This is a genomic window from Enterococcus sp. AAFC-DPL-6103 (assembly GCF_058216595.1).
This window is the reverse complement of sequence record NZ_CM177102.1, coordinates 991296-1017604: the sequence shown is the minus strand read 5'-3', so window position 1 is coordinate 1017604 and position 26309 is coordinate 991296. Positions and strand designations below refer to the sequence as shown.

Genomic DNA, 26309 nt, shown 5'->3' with positions numbered 1-26309 from the left:
AATTAATCAATAAACAATTGTTCAATTTTTTGATCAAATGATTCTGGCAACCATTCATCATTCAACTGTTCCGTAAAGACCAAACTCGCTGTTTGATTGGGATATTGTTGTAGATAACGATCATAATACCCACCACCAAAACCAATTCGATAACCCGATTTTGTGAATATTAAACCAGGTACAATCAATAAATCGATTTGTTTGGGTAAAAAAAGTCGTGAATTTGTTGGCTCTAACACACCGAAACTGGATCGTTCTAAAATCGTTTCAACTGTCAGCTCATAAAAAGCCATTTGACGTTTGGGTAATGTTTTCGGAATCACAATTTTTTTATGCTGTTGCTTAGCATAATGGATAACAGGCTCTGTTGCGACTTCGATTTCATTTGCTAAAGTTATTCCAATCGTTTGGGCGTTTTGAAATGCTGAACTCAAAAATAATTTTTGATGGATCCGTCGTTCCTTCTCTGCTTTTTTGTTTGGTGCTAGATTTTTTAATGTCTGAACGCCTAGTTGACGTAATTGTGCTTTCGTTTGATTCACTCCCCCAACCTACCTTCCTTGATAGCATGGTATCGAAAAATGAATAAAATAGCAATGCTGTGACAGAGAAATACCTGTTTCTCTCAAAAGAAAAAGAGTTCAAGATGAGTACTTGAACTCTTTGCTCCAGATTTTTTAAGGTAAAGATTTTGTCACGAACTCTATTTACGAGTGTTCAAACAGCAAAAATTATTTATGAAGAGCTATTTTGCGCGTCTGTTTGCTATTTTTTTAGGGCTGAACGCTTTGAACCACAACCTTTAAGCTTGCTTTTGAAATAATAAATAAAGAAAATACGGCGCACCGATTAACGCAATCAAAATTCCTGTCGGGATTTCACCACTTGGGAGAATGACACGCGCAATAATATCGGCTACGTTCACTAATAAGGCACCAAATAAACCACTTAGTAAAAACGTCCATTGATTCTCTTTTTTGACAATTGTTTTTGCCACATGTGGTGCTAACAAGCCTACAAAGGATAAACTACCTGCGACAGCAACACTGGCACAAGCTAATCCCACTGCCAAAATCAATAATGTCCGTTGACTTCTTCGGACATGCAATCCTAAACTTTGTGCCTGTTCTTGTCCAAAAGAGAGAAGCCCAATCTGTTGACTATAATAAAAAGCGAGAGGCAAGAGACATACTGCCCATGGAAGCAACGCCCAAACATAAGCCCAACTAGCGCCCCAAATAGATCCTGCTAACCAAGCATTTACGAAACCGTAATTTTCTTTTGAGATTTTGATTGTCACTAGCAAAGTCATCGCCGAGAATCCAGCGTTTACCGCAATTCCCGAAAGTAAAATTCGATTCATTTTCAACATACCACTTTTGGTATAAGAAGTAAGATACACACAAAGGGCGGCCAGCAAGCCACCTAGGCAAGCCGCAAATGGCAAAAGAAAAGTTGCTGCAGCTTGTGAAAAGAAACCCAAATAAAGCATGACAAAAAAGCCAGCACCTGCATTGATTCCTAAAATACTAGCATCTGCCAGTTCATTTCTAGTGACTCCTTGCAATAAGTATCCAGAAATACCTAAGCACATCCCCGCCAAGAGACTAACAATTAGCCGTGGTGAACGAAATTCTTGGATAATCAGCTGTATAACTGGTGAGGCAGAGCCAGTAACCCCATCAATAACTTGTTGAATAGATAAAACTGGTGTCCCAATCATCAAACTGAGCAACGCACTGATGAACAAGCAGAACAGTAAGAAGACTATCAGCCATCGGAACTTTTTCATCCCTCTTCCCTCCTAACTTGAACAAGCAAGAATGGTACACCAATCAAAGCAATAATTAAACCAAAAGGTGTTTCAAACGGTGGATTGATCATCCGCGCAACTAGATCTGCTGCCATTACTAAACATCCTCCCGCTAAAAAAGAACCGGGTAGAACATACCGATAGTCTGAACCTACAACACCACGAATCAAGGGTGGTACTAATAAACCAATAAATGAAACAGGACCTACAAGTGACACAGCAATTGCAGATAGAATCGCCACCATTCCAAAAGAAATAAGACGCGTTCTTCGTGGATTTCCACCAAGTGCGACAGCATGGGATTCACTTAAATTAACTAATGAGATTGCTTTACCTAGCAAACAAGCACAAATTGAAGCAACTAAATAAACAGGTAACAAAATTGTCAATTGTCGCCAAGTGATGTTTGCTGCTCCTCCGACAAACCAAAAAGCTAAATCTTGTTGCAAATTAAATAATTGGGTTAGTGCTTGACTAATGGCAGTAAAAAATGAGCTAATCGCCACCCCAGCTAAAATTAGTTGAACTGGATTGATGCCTATTTTGGAAAATTTGAGAAAGCCAAACACAATAGTCGTCACTACTAATGCCCCCATCAAAGAAATCAAAAACGTTTGAAAAGAAGAAGCATCTGGTAAAAAAGCAAAACTAATAGCCATAGCTAAAGACGCACCTGCATTGATTCCCAATAACCCAGAATCTGCCAATGGATTACGTGTCACACCTTGCATCAACGCACCACTTAGCGCAAAACTGCTACCAACAACAAATGCGCCTAGCACTCGTGGGAGTCGAATCGTTCGTAAAATTTGTTGTGCTTGATTCGTTGGATCAAATTGAACAATGGATAACCACAAATCTTTCACCGTTACTTCTGCTACACCATTTGCAACAGCTAATAAAAAAAGTATCGTACTTACTACTATAAGTAGCCAAATAAAACGACTTTTCTTTCTACTCGTCATTGATTTGCCTCCTGTCGTGAAAGTAAATCATAAGTTAGAAAGACTGGCTTGTCAGAATCAGGCAAATGAACAATTTGTGCATCAATTTCAAAAATTTCTCGCATCCATTCTTTTGTGATTACTTCTTTTGGCGACCCTTCAACTAATAATCGACCAGCTTTCAATCCTAATAAATAATCTGAAAAACGAGAGGCATGATTGATATCATGAATGGACATCAAAATCGTAGTTTGCTTTACGCGATTGATTTCTTCTAATAAATGTAAGATTTCTAATTGATGTGCGGGATCTAAAAAAGTAATTGGTTCATCTAAAATCAAAATGTCTGTTTCTTGTGCTAACGCCATAGCAATCCATACACGTTGCGCTTGTCCACCAGACAAGGTAGCAATCTCTCTTGCTTTTAAAGTATCTAAACTAGTCGCTTCCAGCGCCCATTGAATCGCTTCATGGTCTTCTACAGTCAAACCACTAAAGGGTTTTTGATAAGGATATCTGCCATAAGAAACAATTTCTTCCACGGTCATCCCCAATGGATGATCACTACTTTGTGCTAGTAAGGCAATTTTTTGTGCCAACTCTTTTGAACTATATGTAGAAATTTCAGAATCATTCACAATGATTTTCCCTTTTTTCACAGGAAGGATTCGTGTGAAGCTTTTTAATAATGTCGATTTTCCACTTCCATTTGGCCCAATCAAACTAGTAATTTTGCCCTCAGGTATTTTTACTGATAAGGCATCAATAATTTGCTTTTTGGGATATCCTGCTGCAATGTCGACTGCTTCAATTTTTGCCATTTCACCCATCCTTTCGTTGAAAATCATTCTCAATTATGACGCTACTTCACAAATTCGTCAAGCACAAGTTTTCTTTTACTTTCACTAAAAATTGGTTGACAGTGCTTTAATTATCAGGAATAATAACATCTGAGAATGATTCTCAATTATTCTAGGAGGAAGAAAATGAAACGAAAAGCAAAGTTTTTCACAATCTCAACGACTTTATTATTAATTGGTTTATTAGGCGCTTGCTCCACAGCAAATAAAACGACAGACACAACAATTTCGACAACTACAGCAAAAAGCAATGGTATGCACACTGTGACAGATACTTTGGGCAATAAAGTAACCATTCCGAATCAACCAAAACGAATCATTGGAAGCTATTTAGAAGACTATTTGATTGCACTAGGTGAAAAACCTGTTGCACAATGGACGGTTGGTAGCGGATCAATCCAAGATTATTTGCAAGATGACCTGAAAAATATACCAACGATTTCTTATGACTTACCTTACGAAAAAGTTTTAAGTTTTGAACCTGACTTACTTCTAATTTCCTCTTCGGCAACTGTTGAAGGTGGAAAATATGACCAATACAGTAAAATTGCCCCTACTTATGTCGTTACAAATGGTAGCGATGTAACTTGGGAAGATCAGTTAAAAGATGTGGGTAAAGCTTTGGCAAAAGAAGACCAAGCAAAAGAAATCATCAATGAATACCAAGATTCTGCCAAAAAAACCAAAGAAAAATTAGCCGATAAAATCACTGGTAAAACAGCAGCCGTGCTATGGGTAACCAATAATTCTGCCTTTATGGTGAGTGAAAATCGCTCAAGTGGTCGCATTGTCTATGGCGATTTAGGTTTTGGTGTACCTAGCTTAGTGAAAGAGATTTCCAAAGATGCTACTTCAGATTGGTCTGCCGTTTCTTCAGAAAAATTAGCTGAGTTAGATGCTGATTATTTGATTTTGGTCAATAGTGACCAAGGTGCTGCTATGTTCAAGGAACCTGCATGGAAAAATCTGAAAGCAGTCAAAGAAAATCACTTGCTCGAATTTGGCCCAGAATCTAGTTGGTTGTACAATGGACCAATTGCTAGTCAAGAAATGCTAAACGATCTTGCTGAAAAATTAAACTAAAAACTTCTGAAATATCAAAAGAGCCAGGACATTCACTTGTCCTGGCTCTTTTCATTCCTTCTTAACTGTCAATTCGTTTTTCGCACCCATTTTTGAAAACGATGCGGATACTGGTTTTCTTCATCTAAAATCCCAACATGTTCTTCTGCTAACGTGAAATCAGAAAAGTCGATTTCGCCAATATACGTATCACCTTCAAATTCTTCATCAATCAAGGTTCGCCAAATGATGCCTGTTTCTGGTAGTAGTTCTTGAAAAATTCGACTGCCACCAGAAACGTAAATGTCTTCTGTCACTTGTTTACTATAAGCTAACACTTCTTCAACTGAATGCATGACTTCCGCGTTTTCAGCAACTTTAAGGTCTGGACGTGTTGTTAAAACAATAATATGGCGATATGGCAAACTTAATTTTCCCATCCCTTCATATGTTTTTCGTCCCATCACTAATATTCGATTCATTGTATGTTCACGAAAAAAACGCATATCATTTGGTAGTTTCCACGGTAATAACCCATCTTTTCCAATCAAACCGTTACGATCTTGTGCCCACATTGAGATAAACAAATTATCCGCTCCTTTAGCTAACTTTCTCATTCTATCAAGAAGCATACACAATTTTTGGTAAAAAAACTACTCTTACTCTTTGACTATTCCCACTGATCTGGGGTTGTAACAATCTTCATTTGAATTTCTTGTTCAACTAAATAGTCATAGCTTTCGTTCTTTTTATCAAAAAGAACTCGTACAATTCCATCTTTCTGATCAAAATACCCGATACTTTCGATGGATTCTCCCTGATAGCTACCACTAACGTCGGTTGCTCGTACAAAACCAAATTTTGATTTTGTTTGACGAAGTTCATATGTTCCAAGGGGAAGATTTGTCAGTCTTAAATGAATTATAACGAGTTTTGCCACCAAAATGAAATTGAAATCCATACTTTTTGTTTCTATAAAAAAATTTTGGATAATCTTCTTTTTTTACGATCAAACAGTTCAAAAAATAAGAAATATTTTATACAATTCCTTGATTTAGCAGCCTTTCCAATCATTCATTTTACGTACGTTACTAAAAAAATTACAAAAGAGCGATTTTTGTCACAAATTGTCATCAACCTTTTACCTATGAAATATTTTTCCATGTTAAAGTAATCCAAGTTGATCACAACAACAACAAAATTCGAACAATTCAAAAGGAGAAACTATTTTATATGAAATCACTTAAAACTGTACTATTAGGAACAACTCTGGCTGCCGGCGCTGCATTATTTATGGGAACAACAACACACGCAGACGAAGCGTACACTGTTCAATCAGGCGATTCATTATCAACTATTTCACAAAAATATGTTGGCGATAACTCCTTGATTAACCAAATTGCTCAATCAAATTCAATTTCAGATATCAATCTGATTTTTGCAGGTCAAACTTTAACTATCCCAACTGCTGAGCAAGCAGCAACAACTTATGTTGCTCCTCAAACAGAAGCAGTTCAAGCCGAACCTGTTCAACAAGAAACAACTCAAGAAGTAGCTCAAGCTCCTGTTCAAGAAGTTCAAGCAACTCCAGCAGTTGAAACATCTACAGAAGCAGTCGCTACTACTTCTAACTCTGCAAAAGAATGGATCGCACAACGTGAATCAAGCGGTTCTTACACAGCAACGAACGGTCGCTACATCGGACGTTACCAATTAGATTCATCTTACTTAAACGGTGACTACTCTGCTGCCAATCAAGAACGTGTAGCAGACGCTTATGTGTCTTCACGCTATGGTTCTTGGGAAGCTGCTCAATCATTCTGGTTAGCAAACGGTTGGTACTAAGATAAAGTCAAAACAAAAAACGGACAACCCAGCGGGTTGCCCGTTTTTTGTTTTAGCAAGTAATTTCTTTATTCTTTTAATAAACCAATACTATTTAAGTGATTTTTTGCAAAGATTTCTTTGGACTCTTCTCTTTTTAAATAAACAAAATCTAGTAATTTTGAAATCGTATCATCATTTAAATAATTTGAAATACCAATCGTTGGAATCGGATACATGTTGTTTGTATATATATCTGTCAATAAACAGTCATACTTGGAAAAATTTTCGCGATCAAGTTTCACATACGGGTCGATAATATCAATTTTGATTTTATGACGGAAGTAAAACTCAATTTCTTCTTTGACCATTTTCATATGCTCATAGGTTGTATCCAGCATCAAGGCGGCTGTCACTGTGATTGTTGATTGACGCACCCCCAACCGTAAACTTGCCCATGAAGTCATCAATTCAAAAATAGCTTGATGAACCATTTCATCTACTTTTCGTTGATTGAAAAGTTCTACTTCTGAAAAGATTCGTTGGAATTTTTGATGCAAAAATTGAGCTAAGTCTGGACTATCTGCTAAGATTCCCTCAAAAAATTCTTTTTTCTTATCGTGTAGAATATAGGTTGGTCCGCCAATTTGAAACGTCGTCCAATAAATATCACGAACGATTTTATCTCGGTAATCACACTCAACATGATAAACCTTAGATAGTTCATCAATGATTTCCTCTATTTTATTTTTGACTTTTAGTGGACTTAATTCCTCATATCTCTGTCTGACTCGAGAAGGGTAAAATGGATAAAAATACTCTTGGAAGAGTTGCTGTAGGACATGGCTCGTCAGTTCCAGACCAAATACTGCTTTAAACTCCTCACACAAACTAGCTTCCACCATCAAAAACGAAAACTCATTAACCAATTCTTCTGTTTGAATTTCGTGTTTTCTCTTCATACGCTCAATACTGATGAGTAATTGAAACTTCAAACGTCTAAGAGAAAAGTGTTGCTTAGAATAGGCAAAAACGATAGCAATATTTTCCTTCAAAAAATTTTCGATCAAGCGATCAATTAGCTGAACTTGCTCATAGGGAAATTTTTTCTCTGGCGAGCTGTACTTTTCTAGAAAGAAACAGGAGAAGAACGTACGAATTTTTTGTTCATCACCGTTGATTTGTAACGCATTATCGATTCTTAGCTCATACTTTTCTAAAGATTGATTGATTTTTGCTAACCAACGCGTAATCTGTGATTCGGAAGTATACAATTGTTCACTCAGATCAATTTTTTTTAGATTATCTGCGAAAAAGATTTGTTCAAGCATGGCATATTCTGAGCTTTCATTTAAAACTGCTGCATATATGTAAGATTTTGGAATAGTCACATCTTTTTTTAAAAATATCCCCAGTTTAAATGAAGTCTCAATACTTAAAGGATAAATATACTTATTAATAATTGGAATATCTGTTCGAATCGTTTTTTCAGAATTACCGGTTCGTTCTGCTAGCTCCTCGCTGGTCATCCACTCAGAGTCCCACAATGTTTCAAGAATCGCTAATTGTCGACTTAAACGACTATCTAGACAAGCTCTCATTCTTACACCCCACTCTATAAATAATATGTAACATCATTCAACCATGTAATTTATATGCTTGTGCCGCGTTTTCATTTCAAACATTTCGATAAATAAAAATTAATTGAAATGAAATGATATTTTACAAAAAAGCTGTCCTTTTCCTTGCAAATCAGGACTTTTTAATTTTTTCAAAAAATAGCATCAGCAAAAAATAACAACCAATCATTCAACCAGTTCTTAGCTTCTGTAGAATTATAATTGCTATAAATCGTTTTACAAAATCAATTTTTACCGACTGCCAGGCTATCGAAATGATTAAAAAATTTTTTTCACCGCATAACAAATGGTCGAATATATCCCTTCTTATTTTTAGTAAATTCGTTATTCATTCTTTATTTTCTAACCAAATAATCTCTTAATACAAAGAAATAATAATTAATTTTTTAATTGTTTAGTAATTTTTACATCTTCCTAGCATAATTTTAAAGTTAGCTCCCATGAGTGATTTTTCAGAATATTTGGAAAAACACCCTTAAAAATTATAAAAAGATTAAAATAATTATCTTTCTATGTGATTATTATAACAAAATAAGGTGAATATTCAAATGTTTTTATTTATAAAGGTTATAAAAGCAAAAAATTGAGTAATAAGTTGCCTTATTACTCAATCAAACTTTACTATAATGTCTTTTTCCATCAATCAATTTTTTGTTTTATCATTTAATAAAGATGGCACGAAAAGTATAATCATTGAAATTTACCAGCTAGCTGCTATCTTTTTTAATTTTTTCCGCATTCTCGTATCATTTAATTGCGTGATTAAATCCTTTTGCCTTCTGGTTTCTTGTAGACAGGTACTCGTTGTATTCGAACAAGCCTCTTGATACATCTGTCCTAATAATTCATACTGGTATTTTTTCTCGTAAGTTGAATAGTCTGGCAATATCTCATGAAATTTAGTCATTGAAATTTTATTACTCATGCTTTTAGTGATGTCATATTGAACATTGCACGCATAAAGTTCAAAAACTGACAAAGTTTCTTTAAGAGAATATTGTGTGAGCAAATGATTCATTGATTGATTTTCTTCCCCTACAACATATAGTTCTTCCATTGCTAAGTGAATTAAAAATAATAACTCCTTTTGTTCTTGAGATAACTGGTTGATATTTTTTTCAAATGAATTTTGCATTTTACTTTCCCCCTTACTCATGAATAGTTTTTCTTTTTATGAACGAATGTCTGAGTCACCCTCCCATTTACTACACCTGTCATAAAAAAAAGCCGTGACAAAAACTTGTCACAGCCTTTTAATGTAGAATTCATTTCTCACAGTGAATCAAACTTGATCACTGAAATTCCACGAGACAAGCTTTTCTTCATTTTAACAGAAGTAAAAACTGATAACCTCGTTATTGTCCAACATGACCACTAATATTGCTGACTCACTTAGACATTAAATTTCACCGCTAAGAAATGTTTGAAGATTCTGCGTCATTCTCTTCGCTAAACTCGTCGACTGGATCATTCTTAATTCAGCTAAAGATTGCAAATGACTTGTGACTATCGACTTGTAATCTTCTACCTTTACTTTTTTTCCCAATGCCCATTCGATAGCCGCCACCCCATCTGTTTCGATCAACAAACGATCAAGCGGTACTTTTTTCGCCAATTCTGTGACTGCCTTATTCCGCATCAAATCGATCCCAATGGTGAAATAGCAACCAAGGTCAATATAAGCTTCTTGAAGTGCCATACTTGAATACCAATGAATCAAGTAACGATTGGGATATTTTTTGATCAAGGATAAAATTTCTGCTTCGCATCCTTTTGTATGCAAAACAACTGGTTTTTGGTGTTCCATTGCATAAGTCAGTTGCTGTTTAAAAATAGTCAGCTGTCGTGATATTGGCACTTGTGTCCACACTCTATCTAATCCAATTTCACCAATTATGTTGGCTTTTTCCAAATAAGGTAAGACTTCTTCAAACTGGTAACGATCTGCTTTCCAAGGATGAACACCAAAACTTAACATTTGAAGACGTCCCTCTTTAGTCAATCGCCGATTTTCTTTCCATTCTTCCGGCGAGTCACAATTTAGAATCGTCAATATCTGATGTTTTTGTTGCTGTTGTGCTAATTCTGCACTTCCTGCCAAATGACAATGTCCATCAATCAACATATGTTTCACCTGCTAACAATTGATAGATGTTTTGTTTCAGCATTGCTTGTTCGCCAAGCCAACTCCTTGTTCGTTTTTCTTCTGGTAACTTGATATCTGCAATGATTTGCGCGGGTCGAGCAGACAGCACTAAAATTCGATCGGATAAATAGATTGCTTCTTCGATATCGTGGGTCACTAGTAAAGTAGTCCTCGTTTTTTGTCTTGGTAACTGGAGTAGCCAGTCTTGCATCTGACTTCGAGTCATCGCATCCAACGCACCAAACGGCTCATCTAACAATAAGTAGTCAGCTGGATTCATCATAGTTCGCAATAATGCAACTCGTTGTTTCATACCACCGGAAAGTTGTTCTGGTAAAAAACTACTATATTTTTTCAATCCAAATAATTGCAGTTCTGCCATTACTTTTTCTTGATTGATTTTTTGATGGTTGATTTTTTGATACAATGTGACATTTTGAAAAACACTAGCCCATGGTAATAATAGATCTTCTTGTGGCATATAACTAAACGCTGTATTTAATCCTGTAATTGGTTCCCCATCAACAAAAATATCTCCTGACGTTGGCGTCATTACACCAGTTAAAACTTTCAATAAAGTTGATTTGCCTGCACCACTTGGAGCAATGATCGATACAAACGAATTCTTTTCAACAATAAGATTCATTTCTTTTAAAATCTCTAAGTTATCAATCGTTACAGTTAACTGATTGATTTTAATTGCCACGTCTTTTCCTCCTATTGAATAAATTGATTTGTGAATAATTCTTTTGAATCCACTTTTTCTTTAATTAGCCCACTCTCTTGCATAAAATCAGTATAGTTGTCCCACACGTTTTCTTGCATCAATCCCCATTTCTCTGGTTCATCGGTATAATTTTCTGAAACAAATGCTTGTGACTCTTCCAAGAAACTTAATTGGTTGTCTGATGCGTACTTATGCAAAATTTTTGCACTTGCTTGTGGCTGTTTGATTGCTTCTTGATAACCTTTTTTTGTTGCATCCATAAATTTTCCAACTATTTGGGGCTCTTGTTCTATCATTTTATCACTTGTAATAATAACAGGAGTATAATAATCTAAACGTTCATCTAGTTCTCTCAACGGAAGATAATTCAAGTCAATTTGCGCTTCTTTTGCCTTAATCATATCCCAGCCTTCAAAATACCACTGTAAATCGACACCTTTTCCTAAAGCTTCTGGTCCTTCTCCAGTGCTCCCAACAATTGTTAACTTAGAAAAATCTGCATTATCATGCTCCATAACTGCTTTCAATACCGCTTCTTCACTAGGACTTTGCCAACCTGCATAAGTTTTCCCCTCAAAATCCTTTGGTTTCGTTATCCCGCTGTCTTTCGTTGCGACAAATCCAGAAGTATTGTGTTTCATAATCGTCGCAAGCGCTTTTACCGGAATGGATTGACCATCAGCATGTGCGTAAGTGACATCTTCTTGGTAACTAACGCCGAATTGTGCTTTGTCTGCACCCACTAAACCAATACTTGTCGAATCGTCCCCTGGCTCAATGATATTCACATTCAAACCTGCTTCTTTATAGTAACCTTGTTCTTTGGCAACATAGATACCTGTATGATTCGTATTTGGCACATAGTCTAACACAAGAGTGACATCCGTTAATTTTTTTGTGGTATCCGTATCACTTGCTTCCTGTTTATTTGAACCACACGCGGTAAATAGTAACAAAGCCGGTACTAACCATAACAATTTTTTCATTTTCTTCCTCTTCCTATTCTCTAGTGTACAACCAATAATAATAACTTTTCTTTACTAACACACTTAAGCCATTCAACAACAAACTAAGAACGACCACACAAAGGATTGCTGCGAAAACCTTGTCGATTTGATAACTGTTTTTTACACGAATCATATAGTAACCTAATCCTGACTGTGCGCTTAGCCATTCTCCAACGATTGCACCGCTGACACAATAAGTTGCCGCAACTTTTAGCCCAGAAAAGAACCCCACAAGACCTTCAGGAATTTTGAAGATTCGATAGATCTGTCCTGTGCTTGCCCCCATTGTTCGTAAAAATATAATTTGTTCCCTTGATGCTTTGCTCAATGAATCCGCAAAAGAAACGACTATCGGAAAGTAACTCATCAAGATAACTAAAATCACTTTCGGCATTAGTCCAAAACCAAACCACAACGTAAGTAATGGTCCCAATACCATGATTGGCAAAGTTTGTGACACCACCAAGATAGGATAAATTGCAGTCTTTAATAAGTCATAATAGTCCATCAGCAATGCTGTGAAAAACGCAATGATTCCTGCAATCACTAGGCCTAATAAGGCCTCACTCAAAGTCGTGAGCGAATGAAAAAACAGCGTGTGCCAATCAGCAAACAATGCTTGGAAAACGGCAATTGGACTAGGCAAGATAAAAGTTGGTGTCTGCAAGAGTTGAACACTGACTTGCCAAATCAGTAGCAAAACGCAAATACTGATTGCTGGATATAAATGTTTCTTCAATAGTTCACCTCCTAAATGAATCGAATTTAACACTGGAACAAAAAAACGCTTGTTTGCGGACACAACATAGGTCTCACTTAAACAAGCGTTTGCTATGTTTCTCCCTTCACCAGTATTAACTGACAGGTTCGATGGGTCTAAGTTCACAACTTACTCTCATGCCGTTTACGACATCCCCAGAAACAAGTATTCATTTTTTTCAGTGTAGCATAACAAAATTCGGGCAACAAGCACTTCTTCTTAATTTATCCCTTCACTATTTCAGTAAATAGGGTAAATCACTAGCCAATGTTGGATAACCAAAGATCCATTGATCCACGATTTCTTTCGTCAACTGTTGATTGATAGCTATCGCTAGAAAATCAATCAGTTCATCTGCTTGTTCACTTAGGACGCTGGCACCAATCAAAAAGTTTTCTTTATTAAAAAAAAACTTTGCTTTAGCTAACGGTTCATTTACTCGATGATAAGTAAACCAATCCGTCATTTCTTGGGTAACTGTTACTGTTTGCCTGTCATCTTCGACTTTCGTTACTCCAACAGTTGCAATCTTTGGACTACCGTAAACGATAGTGGGAATGACAGGATACTTAATGGCTTCTTGCAGTTCTTTTGTCACTTTTCTAGCAACATATTGTCCTTCAAATGTCGCCACAGGCGTTAATTTTGGTAACTGTTTCTCAATAATGTCTCCGCAAGCAAAAATTTTGGGATTTGTTGTTTGAAGAAATTCGTTGACCATGATCCCTTTTTTCGTAAAAGCAACATTGGCACGCTCCAAATGTAAAGATTCAACATTTGGTTGGCGACCAGTTGCGCAAAAAATAGCGTCTGCTTCAAACGTTTCTTTCTCAGCAATCAACTGTAATTTTCCATTTTGACGCGTGATTTTTTTTGTATCTACATCAAAAGCAAACTGGATTCCAGCTTTTTTCATTTGAATAATGGCCTCTTGAACCAATTCTTCATCAAATTCTTTTAAAGGTCGCTGATTGTGATGCACGATGGTTACTTCACTCCCCGCCGCGTGAGCAATTGTCGCTAATTCAAAGGAAATATAACCTCCACCAATAAAAATCAGTTGTTTTGGTAAATCGGAAAGCGCTAGAAAATCAGTACTCGTTTGTAAATATTCCTTTCCTTCTATCGGCAAGATCGTTGGACGTTGCCCAGTTGCCAGCACAAAGTGTTTTCCGCGAAATGTTTTTCCTATTACTTCAATCGTTTCTTCGTCAAGAAAACTTGCTGTTCCAGTCAGATGATCGATTCCTGCTTGGCTTAATTCTTTTTGGCGATTTGCAGAGACTGGATCAGTAAATGTTCGTTTAAAAGACTGAAGTTCTTGCCAATTCAATGGTGGTACTTCAGAGAACCCTTTACCAAGCAATTGCTTGACCCGATTACGTGCTTCCACACCACCTATCAAGATTTTTTTGGGATCACATCCTCGATTGGGACATGTCCCTCCCCACAAGTTTTCTTCAATTACTAATACTTGTTGCTGCTTTGCTTTCAACTCATAAGCGGCACTTAATCCAGCCACTCCTGAACCAATCACAATTGCGTCATACTCCTTCATCGTTTGTTCGACTCCTTTCGACTTAAAAATGCAAAGACATCTTGACCAGACAATTCTCCAATAAGCTTTCCTTGATTGATGACTTGAACAACTGGTGCTTGGGCTAATTTTTGATAAGCCTGAGTTAATGGAGCTGTGATCTCAATCATAGGAACATTTTTATCTGTTATTTCTTTGTCATAGAAACCTAAAGCGATCAGTTCTTCCACCAAAATTTCTTTTTGATTGGTTTCTTCAAAAAAGCTTTGAACAAATGCGTTATTTGGTTGCTTCAATAGTTTTTCCGGTGTATCACATTGAATCAACTGACCGTCTTTCATGACACCTATTCGACTACCTAGTTTGACTGCTTCTTCCATATTGTGTGTAACAAAAACGACAGTCGTCCCTAATTCTTGATGTAATGAAAGAACTAATTCTTGCAAGGAAGCACGTGAAAGAGGATCAAGTGCACTAAACGGTTCATCCATCAAAATGATTTCTGGATTGGCAGCAATTGCACGTAGAATACCGATTCGTTGTTGCTCTCCACCAGATAATTCCCGTGGAAAGCGATCTCGATAATCCGTTGGCGAAAGCCCTACTTTTTCCAATAACTGGTCCACTTGTCGTTCCCGTCTTGACTTGTCCCAGCCTAGCATCTCTGGTATCACTTCAATATTTTGTTTAACAGTCATAGTTGGAAATAAAGCGATTTGTTGTAAAACATATCCCATCTTCCACCGCAATTTTTGTAAATTGTAACTAGTTAATTTTTCACCTTTAAAATATATCTCCCCACTCGTTGGCTTGATCAATCCATTGATCATCTTCAGCGTACTTGTTTTTCCACTACCAGACGGGCCAACTAATACGAAAATCTCACCTGGATGAACAACAAAGTTTAGTTGATCAATCACAACTTTTTCAGCAAATTTTTTTTGGACTTGATGAAACTCGATGATTTCTGTCATTTTTCAGCCTCCTTGCTCAACCCAATCGTTACTAAAAACTCGTGGGCGACTTGTGCTGGTTCTCGTTTTTCAACATTTACTTGGTAATTCATCTCAATCATTTCTTCTTCAGTGATTTTCCCACCAAGTTGATTCAAGGCATTCACGATTTCTGGATGTTTATTAGCAAAATTTTCCTTCATTAGAGGTGCACCTTGGTAAGGGGGAAATAGTTGTAAATCGTCTTTTAAAGTCACTAATCCATATTCTTTTAACTCACTATCTGTCGAGTAAGCATCAATTATATTGACGTCCCCATTCTTGATTGCTTGATAACGAAGACTTGGTTCCATGCTTTGGACACTTGGAAATGCTAGATGATAAACCGATTGGATTCCGCGATAACCATCGTTACGATCAATAAATTCCAAAGTGAAACCTGCTTTGAGTTGATTGTTCACTTTAATCAAATCAGAAATCGTTTCTAACTGATGCTCTTTAGCAAAGGACTCTTTCACTGCTAGTGCATAAGTATTTTGATACGCCATTGGTTCTAAGAAAGTCATTGCTTCTTGTTGCTGGAGCAACTCTTTTGCTTGTTGATACGTATCTTTTTCGGATAACTTCGTTTCTTTCATTGCTTCTGGAACCTTGACCAAGCTTTCTAAAACCGTTCCAGTAAATTCTGGATAGATATCGATTTGCTCATTCTGTAAGGCGCTAAACAAAAAGCTCGTCTTTCCAAAATTTGGTTTGATTTCAACAGCAAGATCTGGATTTTTTTCCTCAATCAGTTCTTTATACATCTCAATCAAAATTTCTGGTTCTGAACCAAGTTTACCCGCAATTACTACAGGCTCTTCTTTCACAAAAAATGTTTGGTAAGCGGATACGCCTCCAAGGACGCCAATCGTCAAGGCTAAAACAATCAAGGTGTATAGCGGTCGAACACGTTGTAACAAACGAATCAAACTACTAAAAATAATAGCTAGTAATGCCGAACTAATAGCACCAATCAGTGTCAACGCAGGTGTATTGCGATCGATTCCCAACAAGATAAACGTTCCTAAACCACCTGCACCAATCAACGCTGCTAAGGTAGCCGTTCCAATAATCAAAACCAACGCTGTACGAATCCCCGAAATAATTACTGGCAACGCAATTGGTAATTCAACTTTGATTAAACGTCGCATTCGAGACATGCCAAAAGCTACAGCTGCTTCTTCAATTGATGGGTCGATTTCAGTTAAACCAATATACGTATTTTGAAAAATAGGTAGTAATGCATATACGACCAAAGCAATCAATGCTGGCACTGTACCAATTCCAACAAACGGAATCAATAATCCTAATAAAGCTAATGATGGAATCGTCTGTAATACACTAGTGATTTGTAATAAAACTTCTGCTAACTTTTTATGACTCACCGACCAAATGGCTAAAGGAATTGCAATCAAAACCGCAAGGAGTAATGCAAAGAAAGAAATCGATAGGTGTTGGAACGTGGCAGTTAGCAATTCTGCTTTTCGTTCATCGAGAATTTGAATAAACTGATTCATTAGTCTCCTCTTTCTTAATTAATTTTGTTATTTCTTAAGTATAAACCTCTCAAATACTTTCCCCAAATATGTTGCCTTGTTAAACCAAAAAGACCAGAAAAATCATGATGATTTTCTGGTCTTTTTGGTTGATCTAAAAACAACAAAATAATGGGGAATTTTAGGAGCTCTTCTGTCTTAGCAGTTCAGCCCAACAAATCAATAAGAAGAAAAACAGCCAATAAAGTGGAAATCTCGTGGGGGAGATAATTTTCTTTACTGGCTTGTTCTCTTGTAATTATAGGTGAGTAGACGAAATTTTTGTGAGAATTGTAAAAAAAAGCTGTTTTCTGCGCATAACTGTTAAAAAATAAGACGTTTTTCTTTTTTTGACAAAAAATATGTTTTTAGTTTCTCTTTCTTGTCGTGACTTTTTTCACAAGTATAATTGTTGGCATTATTACTAAGTCATTGCTACCATAGGTTCAACGGACGTCCGTTAACAATAAAAGAAACTTGGATGAGAGAAGAATCTTTGGGGGACTCTTTTCTTAGCCTAGTTTCTTTTCCATTTTTTATTTCTTTTTACCTTGTTGATGGTCGTTTCCTCATTGTTCTTACAAAGATATATTACTTAGCTTTACAACGAGAGGACACTACTTCACAACTATCAGGTAACTTATTTATAAAAACAACTCATTTTACTATGTGCTCCCATGTTCTTTGATAGTTTCAATCAAAGAACATTAAGATAAACGCTTTACTACGTTTTATGTACGAATCCCTTTTTCTTAATGATGCTTCTTATATAGTAAGCAAAAGATTGACCACTACTTTGAATTGCTTTCATGACATTACTCTTCTCCCCAAAAAAGTTCATTTCTTCTCGTCCAAGTAGGTAACCAACGAATGAAATACAGACCAGACATATTCCCAACCAAACCAATGCTTCTGACTGAACCTCTGCTGTTTTTGGCAATTGCTCTGGCATAGTGATTGTTGTTTCTCCTAAAGTTGGTCTATACAGCACTCCTTGGACGGTAAGTGTCGTTTCGTTCCCCTGTGTGGCAAATGCTACTGGACTCGTCAAGAAAATAGCTAACAGAAATATCGTGCCGATCATTAGCTTTTTCTGTCTCATTTCATCCCCCCTTCGTTGTGTGACGTAATTGCTTTCCCCGAGTTAAATAATAACAAAACTCACTGCTTCAAATCTATTCAGATTTTACCGTCCCATCGGAAAATATCAATTTTAAAAAAACTAATCCTTCACGTGATTATTTTTTTATTTAAATCATTAATTCTGTTCCTGTTTCTTTAATACCATATAAAGGAATTATTTCTGCATCCAATTGATAGTAAATATTTTTTTCACGATTCATCATTAGTTCAACTAAAATTTCTTTCATTGTCAATCCATTTTTTGGTTGATTGAAATGTAAGACTAACTCGTTTTTTGGCGTGACCTCAATCTTTGTGACTGGCCGTTTCTGATTTTTAATCAGTAAGAAGATTCCTTGGTATTCTTTGTTTTGTGGCGGATTGGTCAAAATAGTTAGTAAGTCAGCAGCGCGCATGATTTCCTCCTTTGTTTTTGTTTGCCTAATAAAAAGTTTTCACACAGAAAAAAATTTCTTTTTCCCTCTTGAAGAATTGATTCTATTTGTATAATATAGGGGTTGCTGAAAATTTTCAAACAGAAAAGGGGTTAGAGATGAAAAAACTACATTTATTTACAGACCTTGGTGGAATTATTTTAGGTGCTGGGATCTACGGGCTTGCTGTAACTGGAATCAATGTACCTTCAAAACTTGCTGATGGCGGGGTGACAGGTATTGCGTTACTGCTAAATAACCTTTTTGGATTTGCACCTTCAATTACTTCATTAGTCTTTAATTTACCATTATTACTGATCTCATTATTTATTTTTGGAAAACATGCATTTCTTCGTACGATTGTGGGAACATTTGCATTAGTTTTCTTTTTACATTTATGGGAAAGTCTTCATATACAGTTTGCCGTTGGGAACTTGTTAATCAATAGTCTGATGACTGGTCTACTTTCTGGTATTGGTTGTGGCTTGGTTTTTCGCTTTGGAGGTAGTACGGGCGGAACCGATATTTTATATCAAGCAATTGAAAAGTATTTTCACGTTAAAATCGGAAAAAGTCTTTTCTTAGTCACTTTTGTTATCTTAGTCGTGTCTCTTTTATACCTTGATCTTAGACACTTCTTATACACTTTACTAAGTTGCTCTGTTTTAGCTTATACGTTAAACAAAGTAAAATATGTTCAGCTTCCTGATTTCTTTCAATCAGCGAAAGATTCAATGGGGACTTTAGAAGAAACTGCCACGCCTTTTGAAGAATTACCAGAATATCAAGAACCAATTTGATACAACTAGTTTGTTCAACTTAAAAAGAGCTTGAGCATGCCGTACACCTCAAAAGTTCGCTTTTTAGTCTAACTTTTGAGATGCGCTACGGATACTCAAGCTCTTTTTTTATTTAGTCAACAAAACCACCCGTTAATACCACTTTCCCTTGAACATGTCCTTCTTCGACATCTTTTGTTGCCTGCTTCAAGTGAGTGACAGAAATTCCCTGATAAACTTTGCCTAAATGACTATGCACTTCTTTTTGTTCAACCAAAGTGGTGATTTTTGCTAAAATCGCCCCCTGCGTTTCAATTTTATAATCAAAATCCGTTTTCGCAAACATATATTCCCAATCAAAACTAATTGAATGATTTTTCCATTCACCAATTGGTAAGGGTTGATTGATACCAACAATTGTTCCCACTCGGCCCCCTGGTTGTACAATTTCTAGTAGTTGTTGGAAATAAGGTACAACATCATATAATACAGCCACATAGTCTACACGATCCGTTCCCAAAGAAATCAATTGTTTCTTTAAGTTTTCATGGTAATCCAAGGGATGATCCACTCCATTATTATGGAGCCACTCAAAGTTTTTGACACTCGCTGTTGCAAATATTTCAAGACCACTCCATTTAGCAAGCTGAGTCAAAATGGAGCCAACCCCGCCTCCACCGTTGATTACTAATAATTTTTTCCCTATATTCGCTTTTGCTTGTGGAGTTAATTGAAATTTTTCAAATAATAATTCAAAAGCCGTCAAGCTGGTTAACGGTAACGCGGCTACTTCTTCATCTGATAAAGAAGCTGGTGCTTTTGCTACGATTCTTTCATCGACTAGTTGAAACTCTTGATTACTACCTGGACGTTTGCTACTTCCTGCATAAAAAACACGTTCGCCGATTTGAAATTTTTCAACCCTCTCACCTACAGCGACGATTCGCCCAACTGCATCAAAACCTAAAACAGTTAACTGATCTTTTTTTGCTGCATTCTGACGAAACTTCGTATCAACTGGATTAACAGAAATTGCATCTACCTCTACTAACAAATCGTGACCTGTAGCAACGGGAACTGCATCAGTTATTTCGATGAAACTCTCTTTTTCTTCGATTGGTAACCCTTGATAGAAGCCAATTTTTTTCATTTGTTTTTTCATGATTTTTCCTACTTTCTAAAAGTTGATATATATAACGTTTAGCTCCGACAAGATAGTGAGCAAGCACTCCAAGTAGCTTTTCATATTTTGCAGTGACTGTAAGCTATATGGAAGAGTCCTTTTGGAATACCGGCCATAAAGGTCATGGTACAAAGCGACCGTTCTCAATCCAACTGATTGACACTTAAGCAAGTGTCGCTTAAAGTCATTTGATTCTGTCAACTAAGAAACAATTGCTAAATCATCTTCACATACGGCACCATACACAAAAAGAGCGATGATTTACATCATTGCTCTTTTTGTCATTTTCAATCAGCCAATGCTATTGTTTGAAATAGCTATTTTCTTTTAATGAATTGCCTTGATCCTCGATCAACCCGTGAAGTGAGCGTTCCAACACTCCATGTGCTTTTTTTGCTTTCGTTGTCTTCTTATTTGTTGTCTTTACTGTTGTTTCTTCTTCACTTTTATGAAAAGTCTTGACCGTTTTGTTCTCTTTTTTCTCTTGATACGGCGTTGGATCAGTATCAAATAACAGGTATGCATCTTCTGCTTTCTTCATTGATTGGATTAATTCATTTTCCGTCACCTGTGTTTCTCTTGGATCTGGGATAATTGATGCTGGAATAAATTTTGGTACAAAGTAGGAACGTTCATGAGTGACATTATTTGTTTTTGAAGATGTTTTATTACGTGCAGATGATGTCACCGATTGATTTGTTTGAACATGATTTTTTTCACCAAAAAGCTTCTTCTGTCCAGTTGGCGATGTCTTAAGTTGAGAATGCTTTCCATATTCTGGCAAATTTTCTTTATAACGTTCCAACTTCTCTTGACGTGGCACAACTTTTGTCGTTTCATTCATCGTACGTCTTTGTTTTCTTTGGCGTGTCTGATTTCGGTCGTTTTCATCAAAATGAAACTCTTTTGTTCGACCGTAACGTTGTTGTGGATGTTGATCTGTTTGGGTCATCAAATCATCGACACCATCAAATAAAACTCGATTAGACTCCGTACTTAATTTTACCCCTATTTCATCATCATAAGCTGGAAAACGAAAATGTTTTCGCTTGATTTCTTTCATTTAACTCATCCTTTTCAAAACGGAACTTTTCTCAATCATAGCATAATTTCAGCTATTTCAGTAATAATGCGCTGATAAATTTCAGAAATCACGACCATTTTTAAAGAAAACGTGAATTACTTCGTCGTTTCACGTAAAATAACTTCTGGAAAAAATCGTCGATAACCTTGACTTGCTCCTTTTTCTTCAATTTTTTTCAACAACATTTCACCACAAACTTCACCCATCCGAATAATATCTTGTTTCACCGTTGTTAACTTGGGAGAACTGATTTGATCCAAAAAGACCCCATCAAAACCAATCACACCATAATCTTGAGGAATTTTCCCGCCAACTTTCATAATTCCTCGAACAACACCTAAAGCTAAACGATCTGAACTACAAACAAAACAAGTATTCTTGTCAAATTCATCCCAATGTGAGTCAATATACTCTTCCGCTTTTGTCGAATGATTAGGAAAACGAACTGTTTTTGTTGATAACTCCTGTTCCTTCATAACCGCTAAATATCCCGCTTCTCTGGCACGTTCAAAAGGCTCTGCCACATCCATCCCAATATAAACCACCGATTTATACCCACGAGATAGAGCATATCCCGTTGCTTTTGTTGTTCCGTATTGATTATCACTATCTACATAATCATAACCAAAATCATTTTCCCCAAATAAAACAACTGGCTTTTCCAAGCGGGCTATCCAATCAAAATCTTTTTCACGCATCCCCGTAATGATGTATCCGTCACAAGCACCAACATCAAACCCACTTGTTGTTACTAGCTGTAATGAATAATGTGCTCGACCAATTCGATTGGCGATTCCCATCAACAAATTCATATAGTAGGGCTCTGTTGTATCGATTTCTTCTAAAATAAATAATTTGATTACTTGTGATCGATTAGAAACAAGTGCTTTTGCCGCAATGTTAGGGCGATAGTTCAATTCAGCCATGGCTGAAAAGACCAGTTCTTTCAGCTCGTCAGTGACTTGTTCAGGATGATTGATCACCCTTGATACAGTCATCTTTGAAACATTTGCTAATTTTGCTACGTCTGCAAGAGTTGTCATAGCTCTACCTCTTTCTAACAAAAATTTCGCGAATACACCTCACGATGAAGGACATAGACCAATTTACTTCATCCTCTATTATACCTAAAATTTTTTCGTTTTATAGTCAAGTTTTCATATCTTTTCTGTCACCAAACAAGAAAGGACGAAAAAAAGATTGGAATCAAAGAAATTTCCAATCTTTTTTTATTACTAGAAATAAGAACTTCACTCAAAAAATACCTTTATTCAAAAACCCTTATTCCTTTTCAACTACTGAATACGATTTTCTTACATCTTTTCTTCATGGTTTCCCTTAATCAAACATTTGTAAAAAAAAGCCGCTGCCTCTTCCATCAATGGAATTTCAACTAAATGCCCTTGCTTTTCTGAAGGATGAAAAAGAATCTGCCGCCCTGCTTGAGTCCATTGATTAGCCCTTACAAAATCAGCGGTCTGTTCGAAAGGAATTTTCTCATCTTTCTTTCCATGCCAAAAAAACAAAGGTCTTCCAGCTAAACGCTGTGGATTCAAAGACAAATCATATCTTTCAACCCAAGAAATCAATTCAAAATAATCTTTAGGTAAAGTAAGATCGAGTTGTTTAGCACGCGCCTTGATTCCTTGTCCGTAAGCTAGTGGCGCAGGTGACCCCATTAAACAGGCACCAGCAATAAGCCTAGGGTGATGACTAAGTAATGCGCAAGTAGTCATCCCCCCCATCGAAACACCGCCTACCGCTACTTTTTCATGGAGTAAACCTCGCTTGTCAAGATGTTCCATCAGTGTTTCAAATTCGAATAAATTGCCATAAATACTATTCCAAAACGTGTAAGAGGGAATGGAAGACACAGGCTGTTTCCGTTCGCCATGATTCATTGCATCTGGCAAAATGACTCGAATCCCATACTGCGCAATTTTTCTACCTTGTGTCAGAACCAATTCTTTACTTGTTTGCCAGCCGTGATAGTAGACAACCACTGGAATTTTTTTGCTTTTGAATTCTTCTAAAACAACTTCTAACACGGGAATTGCTTTCACTTTACGTTTCATTACGATTGGATTCACTTCGAGTCACCTAACTTAATTAAATTTATATTTTGAAAAAATAACCAACTGCTACTTAAAATTTGAAAAATGCTAATACTACTAAAAAAAAGCAAAGTCGATTGTAAATACCATTGCGGAAATAAAAAAAGAGAAGATATTCCAATTATTCCCAGTAACAATGTAAGTACCGGATAAATGGAAAAGCGAAGAAAGCTAGCTACACCACCAAACATACTCCCAATAAAAAGGACTAGAAAGAAGATAACGCTTAATAGAAAGTAATCAATGATGGATAATGAGAAGAATAGATCCTCTACCTCAAACGTTTCTTGAACGGCATAAACAGCTAAATATACGCTAAAGACCATACTCAATAGATGGCTAACACAAATAATTTGATTGATCTTTTTCATAGCATCACCTACCCATCGTCTTTATAATACAATTATAATCTTTTTTTAATTTTTTTCAAATGAAGATACTTTAATTTTTTCCCAAATTTTGATTTTTTTGCTATTGTAGAGAAGAAAGAAATAGGGGGAGTGTTTTGATGGTTGATCCAAAAATGTTACTAATGATTTTTATTATCAATTTTGCGTATATTACGCTAAATACCCTAAGATTTATGCTGACGATGAAGGGCTATCGCTTGATTGCTCCTTTAGTAAGTATGGTTGAAATAATTATTTATATTATGGGGCTTTCTCTCGTTCTTGATCGTTTAGATAATCCTTTAAATCTCTTTGTTTACGCACTCGGCTATGCTGTAGGAATCAGTGTAGGGATCTTGATTGAAGACAAATTAGCACTTGGCTACATCATGGTTACGACGATTTTGCCAACAAATACCTCTGAAGATAAAAATTTGCCTCGAATTTTGCGAGAAAACGGGTACGGAGTTACACAAACTTCTGCAATGGGACTTGAGGGTGAACGATTAGTTTTAGAAATCCTTTCTCCACGTAAAAGTGAACGTGAGCTCTATCACTTGATCAAAACAGTCGAAGAACGTGCATTCATTATTTCCTATGAACCAAAATATATTTCTGGAGGATTTTGGACGAAAAAAGTCCGGAAACGTCAAAAAAATTAAATTTTTTTAATCAAAAAAGAAATGATTTTCTCATACCGGTTTAGCAAATTCTATTTGTTTGAACCGGTTTATTTTTGTCTAATCCTCGACAAAAGCTCATTGTTTTGTTATGATAATATATGCAAAATATCATTTTTTAGTATTGGAGAACTACTTGAAATGTATCGAAAAACAATGATTTATCTCCAATTAGCTTCGCTATTTGGACTATTGGCAATCCTATTTTTTGTCTTACATACCTTTTCTACAACTTCTGATGCACCAAACCATGCACTTGGATGGCTCTTACTGGATTATTCAACACTTAATACATTGGACCAGAGTGCAGGCTTACTTATCTTGTCTTCTTTATCGTCACTTTTGTTTGCCATCTTTTTTTCGCGCTATGTTTACCTAGAAAAAACAAAAGAACTAGCGGAAGCTTCATTTATTTTTATCGCATTAAAATTGTTTTCATTCTTGGCTGTTTTACTCTATACCTTTAATCAAAATTCGCTTTTCTTTTTTATTTTAAATGGCTTAGTGGTTACCTTAGCAATTTTTTCTTTCTTTTTCTTCTCGTTAGTATTTAAAGAATTGAAATTAAATCCTTTCTTTTGCTGGATCTCACTCATTTGTTTTGGCTATAACTTTTTTGCTTTTTTGTTTTTGGCATTTGCACCCACGATCCAAACAACGATTATTCAAGATGTCAGTAACTGTTTTGATTTCTTATTTGTGATTTGTTTAGCATTCTTAATGTGGCAATATCAACGAAACAAAACATATAAATAAAACATCCAGACAAACGATTGAAGGTTTGTCTGGATGTTTTATTTTGCTTTGATATAAGAATATGCCGTTAACCCAAGAGATTGTTTTACTTCTTCATACATTTTTCTGTGAACGAAAGCAACTTCTGATTCAGTTAGACCAACTATTTCAGTAAGCTGAACGTCGCTCAACTCTTTTTTATTTTCAAGAACCGGTAACAATAATTCAAAAGCCGGTTCTGATTGAATGGTTTTTGTCTGGATTAAGGATTCCAAAAAAATATTTGGACGGCGATTTTTAAATTTATTTAGCCGGATACGTTCAATGATCACTTCCACTTGATCAAAATAATAGACTTCATTCACATCCCCCAGCAAAGTTGCTAATGATGAAAAATTTGGGAATTGTGTAAGCTTATTTTTTTGAACGAAGAAATAATTCGCTAATGTTACTGGAAAGTTTTTTGTAGTAGAAATTGAAACAAATTGATAGGCTTCATTTCCGGCAATCGTCTTTCGTGTCGTTTCTTCTGTCTCACCTTTGTAGCCATAAAAAACTTTACTATCTTCTTCAAAACAAATTGACCAAAGTGTTTCTCCTAAAATGAATTGTTGCTCATCTTTGGAAAGCTTAGAAAGCTGTTCACTTAATCGCTGAGCTTGACTAGCAATGATTTCTTGATAGTTAGCTTCATTTTCTGTGAAGATTGGGAAGTTTAATTCGTATCTTCTTTGTTCTCGTTTAACTAGTCCAGCTTCAATCAATTGATCCAAAAAATGTTCAAATTTTCGCTGAGGAAAAACTTGTTTTAATTCTCTCAAAATGACTGGCTCGGGCTGCTCACTTAAATACGTAATAACTGGTGAGAACAGCGGATCAGTCACCAATTTTTGATAAACTTTATTTTTGGGTGAATAAAAATAATTCATTTGCTCCCTC

The 26309-nt window shown here is 36.1% G+C and carries 27 protein-coding genes and 1 riboswitch; of the genes, 5 read left to right on the top strand and 22 right to left on the bottom strand.

The features are described 5' to 3' along the window. Nucleotides 1-2: 2 nt before the first annotated feature. The 4 genes from AC4BC3_RS05035 to AC4BC3_RS05020 all read right to left on the bottom strand — a co-directional run bounded on the left by AC4BC3_RS05035 (nt 3) and on the right by AC4BC3_RS05020 (nt 3605). Nucleotides 3-542 (bottom strand): 5-formyltetrahydrofolate cyclo-ligase, encoded by a 540-nt coding sequence (locus AC4BC3_RS05035; protein ID WP_490467129.1) that lies wholly within the window; start codon nt 540-542, stop codon nt 3-5. Between the two features lie 260 nt (nt 543-802). After that, entirely contained in the window at nt 803-1792 is a 990-nt protein-coding gene (locus tag AC4BC3_RS05030; protein WP_490467128.1) for a FecCD family ABC transporter permease, read from the bottom strand. Next, on the bottom strand, nt 1789-2778 hold the full coding sequence (locus AC4BC3_RS05025) for a FecCD family ABC transporter permease (RefSeq protein WP_490467127.1): 990 nt from the start codon (nt 2776-2778) through the stop codon (nt 1789-1791). The genes AC4BC3_RS05030 and AC4BC3_RS05025 overlap by 4 nt, the downstream gene beginning before the upstream one ends. Next, nucleotides 2775-3605: an ABC transporter ATP-binding protein gene (locus AC4BC3_RS05020; protein WP_490467290.1), complete on the bottom strand. Its 831-nt coding sequence runs from the start codon at nt 3603-3605 to the stop codon at nt 2775-2777. The genes AC4BC3_RS05025 and AC4BC3_RS05020 overlap by 4 nt, the downstream gene beginning before the upstream one ends. 138 nt (nt 3606-3743) lie before the next feature. Between AC4BC3_RS05020 and AC4BC3_RS05015 the strand changes: the two genes are divergently transcribed. Beyond that, nucleotides 3744-4700 (top strand): iron-hydroxamate ABC transporter substrate-binding protein, encoded by a 957-nt coding sequence (locus AC4BC3_RS05015; RefSeq protein WP_490467126.1) that lies wholly within the window; start codon nt 3744-3746, stop codon nt 4698-4700. A 68-nt stretch (nt 4701-4768) separates the two neighbouring features. Here the strand turns inward: AC4BC3_RS05015 and AC4BC3_RS05010 are convergent, their stop codons facing one another. Both AC4BC3_RS05010 and AC4BC3_RS05005 read right to left on the bottom strand, forming a co-directional pair. Next, entirely contained in the window at nt 4769-5266 is a 498-nt protein-coding gene (locus AC4BC3_RS05010) for a dihydrofolate reductase (protein WP_490467125.1), read from the bottom strand. Between the two features lie 83 nt (nt 5267-5349). Beyond that, nucleotides 5350-5640, bottom strand: a complete 291-nt coding sequence (locus tag AC4BC3_RS05005; protein WP_490467124.1) for a hypothetical protein — start codon at nt 5638-5640, stop codon at nt 5350-5352. A 272-nt stretch (nt 5641-5912) separates the two neighbouring features. Here AC4BC3_RS05005 and apf point away from each other — a divergent pair, with 272 nt between their 5' ends. Further along, nucleotides 5913-6524 carry an aggregation-promoting factor gene (apf, locus tag AC4BC3_RS05000; protein ID WP_490467123.1) on the top strand — a complete coding sequence of 204 codons (612 nt, stop codon included), beginning with the start codon at nt 5913-5915 and terminating at the stop codon, nt 6522-6524. A gap of 68 nt (nt 6525-6592) precedes the next feature. Here apf and AC4BC3_RS04995 read toward each other — a convergent pair whose 3' ends face one another. The 11 genes from AC4BC3_RS04995 to AC4BC3_RS04945 all read right to left on the bottom strand — a co-directional run bounded on the left by AC4BC3_RS04995 (nt 6593) and on the right by AC4BC3_RS04945 (nt 18388). Continuing rightward, entirely contained in the window at nt 6593-8104 is a 1512-nt protein-coding gene (locus tag AC4BC3_RS04995) for an AcpB/EbpR/MafR family transcriptional regulator (protein WP_206910110.1), read from the bottom strand. A gap of 739 nt (nt 8105-8843) precedes the next feature. Then, entirely contained in the window at nt 8844-9278 is a 435-nt protein-coding gene (locus AC4BC3_RS04990; RefSeq protein ID WP_206910109.1) for a hypothetical protein, read from the bottom strand. 264 nt (nt 9279-9542) lie between these two features. Then, the gene (locus AC4BC3_RS04985; RefSeq protein WP_206910108.1) at nt 9543-10268 is read right to left on the bottom strand and encodes a TatD family hydrolase; all 726 of its coding nucleotides are present in this window, start codon (nt 10266-10268) and stop codon (nt 9543-9545) included. Beyond that, a complete protein-coding gene (locus tag AC4BC3_RS04980; RefSeq protein WP_490467122.1) occupies nt 10258-10995 on the bottom strand; it encodes an ABC transporter ATP-binding protein in 738 nt (245 codons plus the stop codon). Before AC4BC3_RS04980 ends, AC4BC3_RS04985 begins: the two co-directional genes overlap by 11 nt. 11 nt (nt 10996-11006) lie before the next feature. Further along, complete coding sequence (locus AC4BC3_RS04975) at nt 11007-12002, bottom strand: ABC transporter substrate-binding protein (RefSeq protein ID WP_206910106.1); 996 nt, start codon at nt 12000-12002, stop codon at nt 11007-11009. A gap of 13 nt (nt 12003-12015) precedes the next feature. Then, on the bottom strand, nt 12016-12762 hold the full coding sequence (locus AC4BC3_RS04970) for an ABC transporter permease (RefSeq protein WP_206910104.1): 747 nt from the start codon (nt 12760-12762) through the stop codon (nt 12016-12018). 84 nt (nt 12763-12846) lie between these two features. Next, nucleotides 12847-12951: riboswitch (TPP riboswitch) on the bottom strand. 67 nt (nt 12952-13018) lie between these two features. Then, complete coding sequence (locus tag AC4BC3_RS04965) at nt 13019-14341, bottom strand: dihydrolipoyl dehydrogenase family protein (RefSeq protein WP_490467121.1); 1323 nt, start codon at nt 14339-14341, stop codon at nt 13019-13021. Beyond that, the gene (locus AC4BC3_RS04960) at nt 14338-15294 is read right to left on the bottom strand and encodes an ABC transporter ATP-binding protein (RefSeq protein WP_206910103.1); all 957 of its coding nucleotides are present in this window, start codon (nt 15292-15294) and stop codon (nt 14338-14340) included. Before AC4BC3_RS04960 ends, AC4BC3_RS04965 begins: the two co-directional genes overlap by 4 nt. Beyond that, nucleotides 15291-16832, bottom strand: coding sequence for an ABC transporter permease/substrate-binding protein (locus tag AC4BC3_RS04955; RefSeq protein WP_206910102.1), 1542 nt, complete (start codon nt 16830-16832; stop codon nt 15291-15293). The genes AC4BC3_RS04960 and AC4BC3_RS04955 overlap by 4 nt, the downstream gene beginning before the upstream one ends. A gap of 742 nt (nt 16833-17574) precedes the next feature. Continuing rightward, a complete protein-coding gene (locus AC4BC3_RS04950) occupies nt 17575-17952 on the bottom strand; it encodes an LPXTG cell wall anchor domain-containing protein (protein WP_206910101.1) in 378 nt (125 codons plus the stop codon). A gap of 148 nt (nt 17953-18100) precedes the next feature. After that, nucleotides 18101-18388: a hypothetical protein gene (locus AC4BC3_RS04945; protein ID WP_206910100.1), complete on the bottom strand. Its 288-nt coding sequence runs from the start codon at nt 18386-18388 to the stop codon at nt 18101-18103. A 137-nt stretch (nt 18389-18525) separates the two neighbouring features. Here AC4BC3_RS04945 and AC4BC3_RS04940 point away from each other — a divergent pair, with 137 nt between their 5' ends. Further along, complete coding sequence (locus AC4BC3_RS04940; RefSeq protein ID WP_206910098.1) at nt 18526-19206, top strand: YitT family protein; 681 nt, start codon at nt 18526-18528, stop codon at nt 19204-19206. Nucleotides 19207-19318: 112 nt separating this feature from the next. Here the strand turns inward: AC4BC3_RS04940 and AC4BC3_RS04935 are convergent, their stop codons facing one another. The 4 genes from AC4BC3_RS04935 to AC4BC3_RS04920 all read right to left on the bottom strand — a co-directional run bounded on the left by AC4BC3_RS04935 (nt 19319) and on the right by AC4BC3_RS04920 (nt 23542). Continuing rightward, nucleotides 19319-20347 (bottom strand): zinc-binding alcohol dehydrogenase family protein, encoded by a 1029-nt coding sequence (locus AC4BC3_RS04935; protein ID WP_490467120.1) that lies wholly within the window; start codon nt 20345-20347, stop codon nt 19319-19321. Between the two features lie 322 nt (nt 20348-20669). Then, nucleotides 20670-21431 (bottom strand): hypothetical protein, encoded by a 762-nt coding sequence (locus tag AC4BC3_RS04930; RefSeq protein WP_206910096.1) that lies wholly within the window; start codon nt 21429-21431, stop codon nt 20670-20672. A 116-nt stretch (nt 21432-21547) separates the two neighbouring features. After that, the gene (locus AC4BC3_RS04925) at nt 21548-22495 is read right to left on the bottom strand and encodes a LacI family DNA-binding transcriptional regulator (RefSeq protein WP_206910094.1); all 948 of its coding nucleotides are present in this window, start codon (nt 22493-22495) and stop codon (nt 21548-21550) included. 270 nt (nt 22496-22765) lie between these two features. Continuing rightward, the gene (locus AC4BC3_RS04920; protein WP_490467119.1) at nt 22766-23542 is read right to left on the bottom strand and encodes an alpha/beta fold hydrolase; all 777 of its coding nucleotides are present in this window, start codon (nt 23540-23542) and stop codon (nt 22766-22768) included. A gap of 532 nt (nt 23543-24074) precedes the next feature. Between AC4BC3_RS04920 and AC4BC3_RS04915 the strand changes: the two genes are divergently transcribed. Further along, a complete protein-coding gene (locus AC4BC3_RS04915; protein WP_206898813.1) occupies nt 24075-24617 on the top strand; it encodes a DUF2179 domain-containing protein in 543 nt (180 codons plus the stop codon). 159 nt (nt 24618-24776) lie between these two features. Further along, the gene (locus AC4BC3_RS04910) at nt 24777-25391 is read left to right on the top strand and encodes a hypothetical protein (RefSeq protein ID WP_206910091.1); all 615 of its coding nucleotides are present in this window, start codon (nt 24777-24779) and stop codon (nt 25389-25391) included. 38 nt (nt 25392-25429) lie between these two features. Here AC4BC3_RS04910 and AC4BC3_RS04905 read toward each other — a convergent pair whose 3' ends face one another. After that, nucleotides 25430-26299 carry a DUF1803 domain-containing protein gene (locus AC4BC3_RS04905; RefSeq protein ID WP_490467118.1) on the bottom strand — a complete coding sequence of 290 codons (870 nt, stop codon included), beginning with the start codon at nt 26297-26299 and terminating at the stop codon, nt 25430-25432. Nucleotides 26300-26309: the final 10 nt, after the last annotated feature.

Coding starts and splice junctions, on each gene's coding strand:
- AC4BC3_RS05030 (WP_490467128.1), bottom strand. CDS start 1,792: ATGAAAAAGTTCCGATGGCTGATAGTCTTCTTACTGTTCTGCTTGTTC.
- AC4BC3_RS05025 (WP_490467127.1), bottom strand. CDS start 2,778: ATGACGAGTAGAAAGAAAAGTCGTTTTATTTGGCTACTTATAGTAGTA.
- AC4BC3_RS05020 (WP_490467290.1), bottom strand. CDS start 3,605: ATGATTTTCAACGAAAGGATGGGTGAAATGGCAAAAATTGAAGCAGTC.
- AC4BC3_RS05015 (WP_490467126.1), top strand. CDS start 3,744: ATGAAACGAAAAGCAAAGTTTTTCACAATCTCAACGACTTTATTATTA.
- AC4BC3_RS05005 (WP_490467124.1), bottom strand. CDS start 5,640: ATGGATTTCAATTTCATTTTGGTGGCAAAACTCGTTATAATTCATTTA.
- apf (WP_490467123.1), top strand. CDS start 5,913: ATGAAATCACTTAAAACTGTACTATTAGGAACAACTCTGGCTGCCGGC.
- AC4BC3_RS04995 (WP_206910110.1), bottom strand. CDS start 8,104: ATGAGAGCTTGTCTAGATAGTCGTTTAAGTCGACAATTAGCGATTCTT.
- AC4BC3_RS04990 (WP_206910109.1), bottom strand. CDS start 9,278: ATGCAAAATTCATTTGAAAAAAATATCAACCAGTTATCTCAAGAACAA.
- AC4BC3_RS04985 (WP_206910108.1), bottom strand. CDS start 10,268: ATGTTGATTGATGGACATTGTCATTTGGCAGGAAGTGCAGAATTAGCA.
- AC4BC3_RS04975 (WP_206910106.1), bottom strand. CDS start 12,002: ATGAAAAAATTGTTATGGTTAGTACCGGCTTTGTTACTATTTACCGCG.
- AC4BC3_RS04965 (WP_490467121.1), bottom strand. CDS start 14,341: ATGAAGGAGTATGACGCAATTGTGATTGGTTCAGGAGTGGCTGGATTA.
- AC4BC3_RS04960 (WP_206910103.1), bottom strand. CDS start 15,294: ATGACAGAAATCATCGAGTTTCATCAAGTCCAAAAAAAATTTGCTGAA.
- AC4BC3_RS04955 (WP_206910102.1), bottom strand. CDS start 16,832: ATGAATCAGTTTATTCAAATTCTCGATGAACGAAAAGCAGAATTGCTA.
- AC4BC3_RS04950 (WP_206910101.1), bottom strand. CDS start 17,952: ATGAGACAGAAAAAGCTAATGATCGGCACGATATTTCTGTTAGCTATT.
- AC4BC3_RS04945 (WP_206910100.1), bottom strand. CDS start 18,388: ATGCGCGCTGCTGACTTACTAACTATTTTGACCAATCCGCCACAAAAC.
- AC4BC3_RS04940 (WP_206910098.1), top strand. CDS start 18,526: ATGAAAAAACTACATTTATTTACAGACCTTGGTGGAATTATTTTAGGT.
- AC4BC3_RS04935 (WP_490467120.1), bottom strand. CDS start 20,347: ATGAAAAAACAAATGAAAAAAATTGGCTTCTATCAAGGGTTACCAATC.
- AC4BC3_RS04930 (WP_206910096.1), bottom strand. CDS start 21,431: ATGAAAGAAATCAAGCGAAAACATTTTCGTTTTCCAGCTTATGATGAT.
- AC4BC3_RS04925 (WP_206910094.1), bottom strand. CDS start 22,495: ATGACAACTCTTGCAGACGTAGCAAAATTAGCAAATGTTTCAAAGATG.
- AC4BC3_RS04915 (WP_206898813.1), top strand. CDS start 24,075: ATGGTTGATCCAAAAATGTTACTAATGATTTTTATTATCAATTTTGCG.
- AC4BC3_RS04910 (WP_206910091.1), top strand. CDS start 24,777: ATGTATCGAAAAACAATGATTTATCTCCAATTAGCTTCGCTATTTGGA.
- AC4BC3_RS04905 (WP_490467118.1), bottom strand. CDS start 26,299: ATGAATTATTTTTATTCACCCAAAAATAAAGTTTATCAAAAATTGGTG.